Below are 12,994 nucleotides of genomic sequence, written 5' to 3'. Positions count from 1 at the left end.
GGGAATGTCGTCACTGGCGGCCTCCGGAGAGGAATGTGTCCATGCGGGTGCGCTTGTCGTCGGACTCGAAGAGGATGGCCTGGGCCAGGTCGTCGGTCAGGGGGTGGCCGCCCGGCGCGTCGGTGACCAGCTTGGTCAGGCGCAGGGCGAGCGGGCCCGATCGGGCCATGCGGTCGAGCAGCGCGTGCGCCCGCTTGAGGAGCTCGTCGGCCGGGGCCACCTCGGCGACCAGGCCGAGCCGGTGCGCCTCCTCGGCGTCGAGGCGGCGGCCGGCCAGCAACACCTGTTTGGCGACCGAGGCGCCGACCAGGTCGCGCAGCCGCCAGGTCGCGCCGGCCGCGGCCAGGATGCCCAGGCCGGGCTCGGGGTTGCCGAAGACGGCGGCCGGCGACGCCAGCCGGATGTCGCACGCGTAGGTCAGCTCCGCGCCGCCGCCGAGCGCATAACCGTCCACTGCGGCCACCGTCGGCAGCGGCAGCCGGGCGATGCGGTCGAACAGGCGGCTGTTGATGCCCTGCAACGCCTGGTCGCGGCCGCGCTCCCGCAATTCGCCGATGTCGGCCCCGGCCGCGAACGTGCCGCCGGCCCCGGTGATCAGCAGCAACCGCGGCTGCTGCTCCACGGCCGCACACACCTCGTGCAGCTCGCGCACCATGGCCGCATTGATCGCGTTGCGGGCCTCCGGACGCCGCAGCGTGACGACCACCCGGTCGTCGGTTTCCTCAACCACGAGCGTGCCGGTCACGGGCGTTCCAAAAGCATGGCGACGCCCTGGCCGGCGCCGACGCAGAGGGTGGCGAGGCCGCGGCGGGCGGACTCGCGTTCCATGCGGCCGAGCAGGGTGACGGTGATGCGGGCGCCGGAGCAGCCGAGCGGGTGGCCCAGGGCGATGGCGCCGCCGTCGGCGTTGACCCGGCCGTCGTCGAGCTTCAGGCGGCGGATGACGGCCAGAGACTGTACGGCGAAGGCCTCGTTGAGCTCGACCGCGTCGAGGTCGCCGACACTCCAGCCGGCGCGGGCCAGCGCCTTCTCGGTGGCGGGGACCGGGCCGAGGCCCATGAGGTGGGGTGGCACGCCGGCGCTGGCCGAGGTGACGATGCGGGCGCGCGGGGTCAGCCCGTAGCGCTCCACGGCCTCGCCGCTGGCCACGATCAAGGCGGCCGCGCCGTCGGAGAGCGGCGACGAGGAAGCGGCCGTGACGACACCGCCGGGGCGGAAGACCGGCTTCAGACCGGCCAGCTTTTCCAGGGTTGAGCCTCGGCGGGGGATCTCGTCGGCGGTCGTTTCGCCGACCCCGACGATCTCGGGAGCGAAGCGGCCGGCGTCGATCGCGGCGATCGCCCGCTGGTGGCTGCGCAGCGCGAACGCGTCGCTCTCCTCGCGGGTGATGCCGTCGAGGGTGGCGACCTCTTCGGCGGTCTCGCCCATGCTGAGCGTGACCCGGCGGTCGTCCGGGGTGTGGCCGGCGGTCCGGTCGTGCTCCTTGAACCGGGGGTTGGTGAAGCGCCAGCCGAGTGACGTGTCGACGACCTCGCCGGGGCGGGCCCACGGCGTGCCGGGCTTCTGCATCACCCAGGGCGCGCGGGTCATCGACTCGACGCCACCGGCCACGACCAGGTCGGCCTCCCCCACCCGTACGGCGCTTGCCGCCGAGGCGATCGCGGTCAGGCCGCTCGCGCACAGGCGGTTGACCGTGTAGCCCGGGACAGTGTCGGGCAGGCCGGCCAGGAGCACGGCCATGCGGGCGACGTTGCGGTTGTCTTCACCGGCCTGGTTGGCGGCGCCGAGCACCACCTCGTCGATCGCGTCGCCGGGCACACCGGCCCGGGCGACGGCCTCGCGGACGACCAGCGCCGCGAGGTCGTCGGGGCGCACGCCGGCGAGCGCTCCGCCGTACTTCCCCTGCGGGGTGCGGACGCCACCGACGAGGAACGCCTCAGGCATGTGATTGACCAGCCGGGACGTGGTGGCGCGACTGCAGGGTGAAGAAGCGGCCGGAGACGAAGTAGTCGTCGGTGAGCGAGGCGGTGGCGGCCGGGTTGGCCCCGGTGCCGTGAAGGTCGCTGAAGGCCGCCGTCTGGTTGACGAAGACGCCGCCGTTGAGATTTTCCGAGAGGTGGACGCCCGCGTCGAGGGCGGCCTCGCGGGCGGCCTCGATCACCTCGGGCGAGGACGAGTAGACCGCGGCGGTCAGGGCGCCGTGCGCACGCACGGTCTCCACGAAGATCCGCAGGCTGTCGTCGGTCGACGCCGTCTCGATGAGGAACGAGACCGGGCCGAACCACTCACGCGTATAGGTCTTGTCGTCGGCCGCGTCGAGACGCACGACGACCGGGGTGCGGATGGTCGCGCCGGGCCACTGCTCGTCGGCGACCTCGGCCGACGGGTGCACCACGGTGGCCGACGTGCCGGCCTCGGCGAGGCGGCTCAGCACGCCGTCGTTGACGATCGCCCCGAGGGTGCCGGCCGCCCGTTTCGGGTCGCCGAGCAGCTTGTCGAGGGCCGTGGCGAGGTCGGCGCCGAACTCCTCGACGCTGCGGTGCCCGGCGTCGGTCTCGATGCCGCCCGACGGGATCATCAGGTTTTGCGGGGTCGTGCACATCTGGCCGCTGTAGAGCGAGAGCGAGAAGGCCAGGTTGCGCAGCATGCCCTTGTAGTCGTCGGTCGAGTCGACGATGACCGTGTTGAGCCCCGACTTCTCGGTGTAGACCACGGCCTGGCGCGCGTTGGCCTCCAGCCAGTTGCCGAACTCGCTGGAGCCGGTGAAGTCGACGATGCGCACGTCGGGGTGGGTGGCCAGGGTGGCCGCGATGCCATCGCCGGGCTCCTCGACCGCGAGCGTGACCACGTCGGGGTTGAGCCCGGCCTCGGTCAGCACCTCGCGGGCGATCTGGACGGTGATGGCGAGCGGCAGGATCGCGCCCGGGTGCGGCTTGACGATCACGGGGTTGCCGGTGACCAGGCTGGCGAACAGGCCGGGGTAGCTGTTCCAGGTGGGGAACGTGGTGCACCCGATGACCAGGCCGACGCCCCGGCCGACGACCGTGCTGGTCTTGGCCAGGCTCAGCGGGTCGGTGCCGCGCTGCGGCTTGGCCCAGTCGGCCTTGCCGGGCAGACGGGTGGCGGCGGCGAACGCGTAGGCGACCGCTTCGAGCGCGCGATCCTGAGCGTGCGCGCCACCGGCCTGGAACGCCATGACGAAGGCCTGACCACTCGTGTGCTGCACGGCATGGGCCATCTCGTAGATGCGGCCGTTGATGCGCTTGATGATCTCGACCGCCACGCCGGCGCGGCCCTCGGGACCGACGGCGCGCCAGCCGGGAGTGGCGGCGCGGGCGGCCGCGACCAGCGCGAGCGGGTCGGCCCTGGGGTAGCTGACGCCGAGCTCGAGGCCGAACGGCGAGCGCTCGGTCGACACCGTGCCGGAGGCGCCCGGCACGTCGATCGGGAACGTCTTGCCGAGCAGCGCGGTGAACGCCTGCTCGCCGGCGGGCGCCGCCTCCTCGCCGTAGACCGACTTGCTCGGCGACTCGGGGAAGGCGGACCAGTAGTCACGGTCGGCGGCGGCCTGCGTCGCGCGATCGATGAGCTCGCGATGCGTCTGGAACAACTCGGCGGGGGTTGTCATCTGCGCTCCATTGCGGTTGGCTGTCTTCATTATCTACCGTCCGTTCGGTCGGTAATCAACCCCGGGGAGGAAGCGTGGCACGCTTCATCGGCTCGGCGCACGCGATGTTCGACCGGGACACCGCGTCCAGGTCGCTCGGCATCGAGCTGCTCGAGGCCGGGGACGGGCAGGCCACCGTGCGGATGCGGGTGACCGCCGAGATGGTCAACGGACACGGGATGACGCATGGTGGGTTCGTCTTCCTCCTCGCCGACACCGCGTTCGCGTGCGCCTGCAACAGCCATGGCCCGGTGACGGTAGCGGCCGGGGCCGACATCTCCTTCCTGGCAGCGACGCGCGAGGGCGACCTGCTCACCGCGTACGCGCAGGAAAGAGCGACCAAAGGTCGCAGCGGGATCTATGACGTGACCGTGACCTGCGATGGCGACGTAGTCGCCGAGTTCCGTGGGCGGAGCCGGCAGCTCGCGGTGGAAAAGAAGCCATGAGCGCCCCCCGCAGACGCGGCCGGCCCGGTCATGACCAGGATGCCGTCCTCAACGCGGCCGTGCGGCTGTTCAACGAGCACGGTTATGACGCCACGAGCATGTTCGACATCGCCGAGTCCCTCGGCATCACGAAATCGAGCGTCTACCACCACATCAACGGCAAAGAGCACTTGCTGCAGATGGCGGTGGATCGGGCGCTGGACGGGCTTTTCGAGGCGGCCGAAGATGTGAAGTCCCTCGGCGGGCCGGCGATCGAGAGGCTCGAGCAGCTGATGCGGCGCAGCGTGCTCGTGCTCGACGAACGCTTCGAGTTCGTCACCCTGCTGCTGCGCGTGCGTGGCAACACGGCCGTCGAGCAGCATGCGGTCGCCCGGCGGCGGGTCTTCGACGGGATCGTCACCGATCTCGTCAAGCAGGCCCAGGCCGAGGGCTCGGTGCGCCCCGACGTCGATCCGGCGACCGCCGCCCGCCTCCTGTTCGGCATGGTCAACTCGCTCACCGAGTGGTACCGCCCGCGTCGCGGCAGCGCGCAGGCCATGGCCGACGCGGTCGCCACGATCGCTTTTGAAGGACTGCGCGTGTAGTTAAGGAGTCACCCATGCACAACCGGGTCCCCCGGCCGGAAGATCTGGAACCGATCGAGCGTGCCTCGATCGACGAGCTGCGCGCGCTCCAGCTGGAGCGGCTGCGCTGGTCGCTGCGGCACGCCTACGACAACGTCGCGCCCTACCGCAAGTTGTTCGACGAGCAGCAGGTGCACCCCGACGACCTGCGCGAACTCGGCGATCTGGCCAAGTTCCCGTTCACCGACAAGGCGGTGCTGCGGGGCAACTACCCGTTCGGCATGTTCGCGGTGCCGCGCGAGCAGATCGCGCGGGTGCACGCCTCGTCCGGCACCACCGGGCGCCCGACCGTGGTCGGATACACCCGCGACGACCTGAAGACCTGGGCCCGCCTGATGGCCCGCTCGATCCGTGCCTCGGGTGGCCGGCCGGGTGATCGGGTGCACGTCGCCTACGGTTACGGGCTGTTCACCGGCGGGCTGGGCGCACACTACGGCGCCGAGGAGCTCGGGTGCACGGTCATACCCGTGTCGGGCGGCATGACCGAGCGGCAGGTGATGCTGATACGCGACTTCGAGCCCGAGATCATCATGGTCACGCCGAGTTACATGCTGGCGATCGTCGACGAGATGGAACGCCAGGGCGCCGATCCGCGGGCGACGTCGCTGCAGGTCGGCATCTTCGGCGCCGAACCCTGGACGCAGGATCTGCGCACCGAGATCGAGACGCGGCTCGACATGCACGCGCTCGACATCTACGGCCTGTCCGAGGTGATGGGCCCGGGCGTGGCCAACGAGTGCATCGAGACGAAGGACGGCCTGCACATCTGGGAGGACCACTTCTACCCGGAGATCATCGACCCGGCGACCGGCGAGGTGCTGCCGGACGGCGAGATCGGCGAGCTGGTCTTCACCTCACTGACCAAGCAGGCGATGCCGGTCGTACGCTATCGCACTCGCGACCTCACCCGGCTGCTGCCCGGCACCGCGCGTCCGATGCGGCGCATCGAGAAGATCACCGGCCGCAGCGACGACATGATCATCCTGCGCGGGGTCAATCTCTTCCCGACCCAGATCGAGGAGCTGATCCTGCGCACTCCGGCCCTCGCGCCGCATTTCCAGTGCGTGCTCAGCCGCGACGGGCGTCTCGACGCGCTCACGGTCAAGGTCGAGCGCCGCTCCGGCATCGACCCCGAGGGGGCCGAGGCGGCGGGCCACGATCTGGCCACTGCGATCAAGAACAACATCGGAGTTTCCGTACGCGTGGAGGTTATACAACCCGACGGTGTCGAGCGGTCGATGGGCAAGATGCGCCGAATAGTCGACCTCCGCCGGTCGTAGACCGGGTGCGCCGACCCAGTAGCGTGTGCCCCGATGACGATCCGGACGGCAGTTGACAAATGGCGATGGTGGATCGGCGGCGCCCTGGTGGTGATCGTGGCGGCGGCCCTCGGTGTCTCGCGGATCGGCGGCAGCAGCGACGATCCGAAGCCGGTTGCGGCCCCGGCATCGAGCGCTGTCTCTACCAGCTCAGTGCCGTCTCCGTCGGCACCGCCGCCGTCGTCGGCCGCGCCACCGGCCGACTGTGTCACGCAGACGGTCGACGCGATGTCGCTGTTCGAAAGAGCCGGTCAGGCGCTGATGATCGGCACCGCGGTCGACGCCCCGAGCGGCCTCGGCGACACCGTCGCGCGCTACCACCTGGGCGGCGTCTTCCTGCACGGCCGCAGCACCGAAGCGGCGTCGCAGCTGAGCTCCGGTATCGCCGGCCTGCAGAAACGGGCCAAGGTCCCGCTGCTGATCTCGCTGGATCAGGAGGGCGGCCAGGTGCAGACCCTCAAGGGAACCGACTTCCCGCGCCTGCCGTCCGCGCTCAAGCTGGGCGGCGAGTCGACCGGCACGATCCGCGACACCACCGCCGACAGCGCCCACCGGCTGGCCGACATCGGCGTCACGATCGACCTCGCGCCGGTCGCCGACACGGTCCCGGCCGGTCTGGGCGACGGCAACCCGCCGATCGGCGGCTTCGACCGGCAGTTCGGTTCCGATCCGAAGAAGGTCGCGGCCTCGATCCGTACGGTCGTGCGCGCGTCTCAGGACGCCGGCGTGATGACCGTTCTCAAACACTTCCCGGGCCTGGGCCGCGTGCACGCCAACACCGACGTCTCGTCCAAGGCGGTCGATTCCACCGCGGACGACAACGACCCATATCTGCAGCCCTTCGCGGCGGGCATCGAGGCGGGATCGGCGGGCGTAATGATCTCCTCGGCGTCCTATCCGCGCCTCGACTCCAAGAACGTCGCCGCCTTCTCGTCGAAGATCATCACCGGCTTGCTGCGCGGCAAACTCGGCTTCCAGGGCCTGGTCCTGTCGGACGACCTGGGCGCCGCGGTCGCGGTCGCCGGCACGCCGGCGGGTCAGAGAGCCGTACGCTTCGTGGCCGCCGGCGGCGACGTAGTCCTCTCGATCAAACCGTCGGACGCCGCACCGATGGCCGACGCACTGATGGCGAAGGCGCAGCACGACCCCGCCTTCAAACAGCGCCTGACCGACGCCGCCACCCACGTGCTGCGGGCCAAGGAAAAAGTCGGCATCCTGCGCTGCGGCTGAACCTGCCGGGCTGCTAAACCTGCCGGTTCGCCAGACCTGCCCGGGGCGCCGAGCCTGCCCGGGGCGCCGGGTTGCCACCCGGGCCAGGCGATCGACGGCGCCGCGCGATCCGCAGAAAGTAAGCATCAGGCGGGAGCGGCCGATCCAGTGCTCTGCGGATCGCCCTAGCTAGACGACCGGGGGCGGGGCGGTGGAGCCGCGGACTACCAGGTGGGGCACCAGCACGATCTCTTCGCGGGTGGTGCGGCCGCCGTCCAGGCGGGTGACCGCGGCGAGCACGGCCTGCCGCGCCTGGGACGGGGCATCCTGGTTGACCGAGGTCAGGTCGATGTGGGCCAGCCGGGCGAGCGTGGAATCGTCGTACCCGATAACCGAAACGGCCTTGGGCACCTCGATGCCGGACCGTAGAAACGCATCCATCAGCCCGACCGCAAGGCGGTCGTTGGAGGCCATGACGGCCGTAGGCCGGTCGTCGGCCGACGCCAGCCGCCGCCCGGCACGGATGCCGCCGGCCTCGGTGTGGTCGCCCCGCAGCACCTGCGGTTCGAGACCGGCGCGGCGCATCCCCCGTCGATAACCCCGGCGCCGCGCGTTGGCCACCTCGCCGGACCCGCCGTCGACGAACGCGATCCGCCGGTGACCGAGACCGATCAGATGATCGAGGGCGGCGTCGACGCCGACGTCGTCGGCCGAGCGGACCGCGTCGACCGCCGCCCGGCCGGCGGTGCGACCGACCACAATGCACGGTGCCTGGGTGGCCAGGGCGTCGAGACGTTCCTCGGACGCGTCGGTGCCGAGCAGTATCAGCGCCTCGCAGCGGAAGTCGAGCAGGGTCTCGATCGCGCGGTCCTCGTCGCGGTCGCGGGTGAGCGTGGCCAGTACGACCTCATAGCCCTTGCTGCTCGCCTCGACGTGGATCTCCTCGACCAGCTCGGCGTGGAACGGGTTGAGCACGTCGAGCATCACGCCGAGCAGGTGACGGCGGCGGCGGGCGAGCAGGCTGGCCGTACGGTCGGGACGATAGCCCAGCTCAGCCGCGGCGGCCAGCACCTTTTCGCGGGTCTCGGTGCTCGGGCCCGGCACCCCGCGCAGCACGAGCGACACGGAGGCGGTCGAGACGCCGACCCGGGCGGCCACGTCCTCCAGACGCGGTCGTTGATCCACGTCGCCACCCCCTTGACATCAATCGAGATCGACTTGGATAGTACAGGGACTTAAAGCGCTTTAAGGCGTTTGGAGGTTCACCTCATGACTCACTCCCCGATCGGCGTAGCGGTCATCGGCGCCGGCATGGTCGGCCGCGCCCACGCCAACGCCTACCGCAACGCCTCCACCGTCTTCTCCCTCGACCGACAGGCCCCTCGCCTGGTCGCCATCGCCGATCTTCATGAGCCGTTCGCGGCCGACGCCGCCGCGCGCTACGGTTTCGAGCGCGCCGAGACCGACTGGCGCGCGGTGATCGAAGCGCCCGACATCGACGCGGTCAGCGTGGCGGTCGCCAACAACCTGCACCGCGAGATCGTCGAGGCGGCGCTGGCGGCCGGCAAGCACGTGCTCTGCGAAAAACCGCTCGCCCCGAGCGTCACCGACGCCCAGTCCATGGTCGACGCGGCCGCCGCCGCGCCCGGACAGGTCAATGCGGTCGGCTTCACCTTCCGCCGCTCCCCCGCGATCAACGCGATCAGGCAGCAGGTCGAGTCGGCACTCGGTCCGGTGCGCAGCTTCGTCGGCGACTACTGGTGCGACTACGGGTGTGACCCGCAGCGGCCGATGAGCTGGCGCTATCAGGGCGGTCCCGGCTCGGGGGTGCTGGCCGACATCGGCAGCCACCTGGTCGACCTGGCCGAGTTCTTCTGCGGCGAGACCACGGGCGTGCAGGGCGCGGCGATGGCGACCCTGGTCGAGGACCGTCCGCGCGCGCTCGGCGTGGCGATGGGCCACGCCGGCGGAGTGGAGCTCAGCGAGGAGCGCCTACCGGTCGAAAACGAGGACGTCTGCACCTTCACGACCAGCTATGCGAACGGCGCGCTGGGCACCTTCTCGCTGTCCCGGGTGGCCTACGGGCACGCCAACACGCTCAAGTTCACGGTCTTCTGCGAGCGCGGCACGGCCTCGTTCGAGATGACCCGCCCGGCCGAGTTCACCATCGTGGACGGCACCGCGCCGATCGAGACCACGGGAGTCCGCACCGTCTTCGTCGGCCCCTGGCATCCCTATGTCGCCCAGGGCATCCCGATGGACTTCCCGACCGTCGGCCACGGGCAGAACGACTTCTTCGTCTATCAGGCGCGGGCGTTCCTCGACCAGATCGCCGGCACCTCTTCCCTGCCGCTGTGCCCCGACATGGCCCACGGCCTGCACAACCTGCGCGTCCTCGAGGCGGTCGTGTCCGCCACCGACAAGCCCGTCCTGCTCTGAGGAGTCGTTCATGAAACTCGGCGCGTACACCGCCTGTCTGCACCACCGCTCCCTCGACGAGACGCTGAAGATCCTCGGCGAGCTCGGCCTGACGAGCGCCGAGATCAACACGGGTGGCTTCATCGCCGCACCGCACATCCCGATCGACGACATCCTGGCCGGCAGCGGAGCCCGGGAAGACTACCTGGGCCGATTCGCCCAGGCCGGCATCACGCTGACCGGCCTCAACGTCAACGGCAACCCGCTCAACCCCGACCCGCTGGTCGGCCCGAAGCACGCCGACGACCTGCGCCGCACCATCGAAGTCGCGGCTCTGCTCGGGGTCAAGCGCGTGGTCACCATGTCGGGCCTGCCTGGCGGCCACCCCGGCGCCACGGCCGCCAACTGGGTGGTCAACCCGTGGGACAGCCAGTGGCTCGACGTCCTCGACCACCAGTGGAACGAGGTGGCGGTCCCGTTCTGGAAGGACATCCAGGCCCGGGCGGCCGCCGCCGACGTCAAGGTCTGCATCGAGATGCACCCGCACAACCTGGTGTTCAACCCGCCCACGCTGCAGCGTCTGGTCGAGCAGACCAACGCTACCCACGTCGGCGCCGAGATGGATCCCAGCCATCTGTTCTGGCAGGGCATCGACCCCGTCGCGGCGATCGAACACCTGGGCGACCTGGTCTTCCACGCCGCCGCCAAGGACACCCGCATCAACGAGGACAACGTGCGCCTCTTCGGGGTGCTCGACGATCGGTTCACTCGGACGCCGGCCTCACAAAACCCCGTCAACCTGGGCGGCCACAACACGCTCAACCAGTGGCCCGACCGCCCGTCCTGGCAGTTCGTGGCCGTCGGCCGCGGGCATGGCGACGAGTTCTGGGTGCCGTTCCTGCAGGCGCTCCACGCGGTCGACGCCGAGATGGCGGTCAACATCGAGCACGAGGACACGGAACTCGACCAGATCGAGGGCCTGCGGTTCGCGGCCCAGCAGCTGATCGCAGCGGGAGAGAAGGCAGGCGTGTGAGCGGCGTCCGGCGGGGCGCGCTGTCCGCGGCGAACATCGCCAAGGTCGTCAGCGCGGCCAACCCGGGACGGTTCCCTGCGTCCGCCGGCCGCGTCTTCGCCCTGACCGGCTGACATTTCCTGGCCGTCCTCGGCGACCCGCGCGGACAGCGGCGTTCGCCGCTGCGACCGGCATCGAGCCGGCCTTTGCCTGGTACGCGTCGATGCAGGCGACTGTGGCCGGTCTCGCCGGGCGGCCGCATAGTTCCGTGGTGGGCGGGAGCTGCCTCGTGTCATCGTGAAAGCGGAACCCTACGGGTGCGGAACCTTCGTCGGACGATCGCTCGAGTACGACGGCGGGAGCGCCTCCCAGGATCGAGCATCAGTCGGCGCAAGGAGGTGAGGGACGATGACGCTGGTGAAGGACTTCCGGCCGAGCGTGAACGGTCTTCACTTCGACAATCACTGGCCGCCCCGCACCCCGGCGTACGTGTTCAAGGTTCCGATCCTGGGTGGCGTGCCTGTCGGCGATGCAGGCGGTGGGTTGTGCGGCGGCATGGCGTTCACGGTCGCCGACCTGTACATCGCGGGCCTGCCGCCGCCCGCCCGGACCGACGTGCCCGCCGCCGGCACGCCTCTGTTCCAATACATCGCCTCTCGCCTGCTGGCCAGCTTCTCCATCCCTTCCGGGGTGCTGAGGTACTACTACTGGGCCAACACCCACGACCACGACACCCGTGTGCGGTCCGGGCTCGCTCGCAGGACGATCCGGGACCAGATCCCCCGGATCATCGCCAGCATCGACCGGAACCAGCTCGCTTCGCTCGGCCTGGTCACGGTGCGGTCGCGCAACCCGGGCGCTCTCGGCCGCTGCCATCAGGTGCTGGTGTACGGGTACGAACGCGCCGGCTCGTGGCTGACGTTCCGGGTCTACGACCCGAACCAGCACGACGACGACACCGTCACGATCAGCCTGGACACCGCTGATATCGGCCGGAGCATGCCGATCACCTCCACTGTCCGTTGCGACCCGATCCGTGGCTTCTTCTCCGTCGACTACCGCTACACGGATCCCTCGGCCATAGCCGGGTAGGGTCGCCCGGTGCGCGTTTGTACGGTGGGCCACGGCGCCCGCCCGATCGAGACGTTCCTCGCGACCGTTGGCGAGGCCCGGGTGGACACGCTGGTCGACGTACGCCGGTTCCCCGGATCGCGGCGCCACCCGCAGTTCGGCCGCGACGCCCTGGAGGCGGCCGTGCAAGGGGCCGGCCCCAAGTACGTCTGGCAAGGCGAAATCCTTGGCGGCCGGCGGCAGGGACACCCGGGCTCCCGGCACACCGCGCTGCGCAACGCGTCGTTCGCCGCCTACGCCGACCACATGGATACCCCCGAGTTCCGCGCCGCGGTCGACGACCTGATCACCACGGCGGCGACGGAACTGCAGGCCGTCATGTGCGCCGAAACCCTGTGGTGGCACTGCCACCGCATGCTGATCGCCGACGCCCTGGTCCTGCGCGGCGCGACGGTCGACCACCTGCTGGAGCCCGGCGTCCGGCAGCCCCACCGCCTGACCACCGGAGTCCGCCCGGACGACGCCGGCTGGCCCGTCTACGACGCCCAGCCCGCGCTCCCCGGCCTCTGACCGCCCCTAACCCGAAGACCAGGCCGCCAAAGGCCGGGCCGCAGCAACACCGGACCGCTGCAACACCGGACCGCTGCAACACCGGACCGCTGCAACACCGGACGACAACCAGACCTGACCGCAACAACGCGGGCCGCAACAAGACGGGACCGCAGCCCAACCACGCTGCAGCAAGACCGGACCGCAGCCCGACCATGCAGCAAGACCGGGCCGCAGCCAAGCCACGCTGCAGCAAGATGGGGCGGTAACCGAATCGGGCCGCAGCCCAACCACGCCGCAGCAAGACCAGGCCGTAACCAGACCGGATCGCAACAAGCCCAGCCGCAACAACGAGGCCGAAATAATGCCGGGCGCAAATGCAAAACCGACCGGAACAAGATCGGCTCACAACAAGACCAGCCCTACATAAACCGACCCGAACGGGACCCGGCATCAGCGCAAACCTGAGCCAGGCTCTGAAGAAGCGCGGCGTGGCCCGGTGTGTTCTTCGACGTCTGCGACGAGCTGAATGGCGACCCGAAGCCGGCGCCCGCGTTGTCTACCAGCACGTCCCCCCGCCGACCCGGTCGATGACCTGCCGGCCAAGCGCGGCCGGGTCGCGGCGAGGCAGCCGGGCCGCGGCGAGGCAGCCGGGCCGCGGCGAGGCAGCCGGGCCGCGG

Annotated in this window: 12 protein-coding genes; 8 read left to right on the top strand and 4 right to left on the bottom strand. The window is 70.5% G+C overall.

All coding sequences use genetic code 11. The features are described from left to right. Window positions 1-10: 10 nt before the first annotated feature. The 3 genes from ACIA5C_RS40835 to paaN are packed head-to-tail and all read right to left on the bottom strand — an operon-like array spanning window position 11 to window position 3,628. Complete coding sequence (locus ACIA5C_RS40835) at window positions 11-745, bottom strand: enoyl-CoA hydratase/isomerase family protein (protein WP_396065136.1); 735 nt, start codon at window positions 743-745, stop codon at window positions 11-13. Next, window positions 742-1,944 (bottom strand): thiolase family protein, encoded by a 1,203-nt coding sequence (locus ACIA5C_RS40830; RefSeq protein ID WP_396065133.1) that lies wholly within the window; start codon window positions 1,942-1,944, stop codon window positions 742-744. Before ACIA5C_RS40830 ends, ACIA5C_RS40835 begins: the two co-directional genes overlap by 4 nt. Beyond that, the gene (paaN, locus tag ACIA5C_RS40825) at window positions 1,937-3,628 is read right to left on the bottom strand and encodes a phenylacetic acid degradation protein PaaN (protein WP_396065130.1); all 1,692 of its coding nucleotides are present in this window, start codon (window positions 3,626-3,628) and stop codon (window positions 1,937-1,939) included. The genes ACIA5C_RS40830 and paaN overlap by 8 nt, the downstream gene beginning before the upstream one ends. Before the next feature lie 104 nt (window positions 3,629-3,732). Between paaN and paaI the strand changes: the two genes are divergently transcribed. Genes paaI through ACIA5C_RS40805 form a run of 4 tightly spaced genes read left to right on the top strand, consistent with a single transcriptional unit; the run spans window position 3,733 to window position 7,285 of the window. Further along, window positions 3,733-4,113: a hydroxyphenylacetyl-CoA thioesterase PaaI gene (gene paaI / locus ACIA5C_RS40820; RefSeq protein WP_396065266.1), complete on the top strand. Its 381-nt coding sequence runs from the start codon at window positions 3,733-3,735 to the stop codon at window positions 4,111-4,113. Beyond that, window positions 4,110-4,697, top strand: a complete 588-nt coding sequence (locus ACIA5C_RS40815) for a TetR/AcrR family transcriptional regulator (RefSeq protein ID WP_396065128.1) — start codon at window positions 4,110-4,112, stop codon at window positions 4,695-4,697. The genes paaI and ACIA5C_RS40815 overlap by 4 nt, the downstream gene beginning before the upstream one ends. Before the next feature lie 14 nt (window positions 4,698-4,711). Continuing rightward, window positions 4,712-6,016, top strand: coding sequence for a phenylacetate--CoA ligase PaaK (paaK, locus tag ACIA5C_RS40810; RefSeq protein WP_396065124.1), 1,305 nt, complete (start codon window positions 4,712-4,714; stop codon window positions 6,014-6,016). 33 nt (window positions 6,017-6,049) lie between these two features. After that, window positions 6,050-7,285 carry a glycoside hydrolase family 3 N-terminal domain-containing protein gene (locus ACIA5C_RS40805; protein WP_396065121.1) on the top strand — a complete coding sequence of 412 codons (1,236 nt, stop codon included), beginning with the start codon at window positions 6,050-6,052 and terminating at the stop codon, window positions 7,283-7,285. Between the two features lie 168 nt (window positions 7,286-7,453). Here ACIA5C_RS40805 and ACIA5C_RS40800 read toward each other — a convergent pair whose 3' ends face one another. Then, window positions 7,454-8,449 carry a LacI family DNA-binding transcriptional regulator gene (locus ACIA5C_RS40800; RefSeq protein ID WP_396065118.1) on the bottom strand — a complete coding sequence of 332 codons (996 nt, stop codon included), beginning with the start codon at window positions 8,447-8,449 and terminating at the stop codon, window positions 7,454-7,456. 84 nt (window positions 8,450-8,533) lie between these two features. On the opposite strand from ACIA5C_RS40800, the gene ACIA5C_RS40795 reads away from it, so the two are divergent. The 4 genes from ACIA5C_RS40795 to ACIA5C_RS40780 all read left to right on the top strand — a co-directional run bounded on the left by ACIA5C_RS40795 (window position 8,534) and on the right by ACIA5C_RS40780 (window position 12,335). After that, window positions 8,534-9,703, top strand: coding sequence for a Gfo/Idh/MocA family protein (locus ACIA5C_RS40795; protein ID WP_396065115.1), 1,170 nt, complete (start codon window positions 8,534-8,536; stop codon window positions 9,701-9,703). Window positions 9,704-9,713: 10 nt separating this feature from the next. Next, entirely contained in the window at window positions 9,714-10,715 is a 1,002-nt protein-coding gene (locus ACIA5C_RS40790) for a sugar phosphate isomerase/epimerase family protein (protein ID WP_396065113.1), read from the top strand. 387 nt (window positions 10,716-11,102) lie between these two features. Continuing rightward, entirely contained in the window at window positions 11,103-11,786 is a 684-nt protein-coding gene (locus ACIA5C_RS40785; RefSeq protein WP_396065110.1) for a hypothetical protein, read from the top strand. A 9-nt stretch (window positions 11,787-11,795) separates the two neighbouring features. Continuing rightward, complete coding sequence (locus ACIA5C_RS40780) at window positions 11,796-12,335, top strand: DUF488 family protein (RefSeq protein WP_396065107.1); 540 nt, start codon at window positions 11,796-11,798, stop codon at window positions 12,333-12,335. Window positions 12,336-12,994: the final 659 nt, after the last annotated feature.

The organism is Actinoplanes sp. NPDC051343, assembly GCF_044455125.1.
In the GTDB taxonomy this organism is placed as follows: Bacteria; Actinomycetota; Actinomycetes; order Mycobacteriales; family Micromonosporaceae; genus Actinoplanes.
This window is presented reverse-complemented; position numbering and strand designations above follow the sequence as displayed.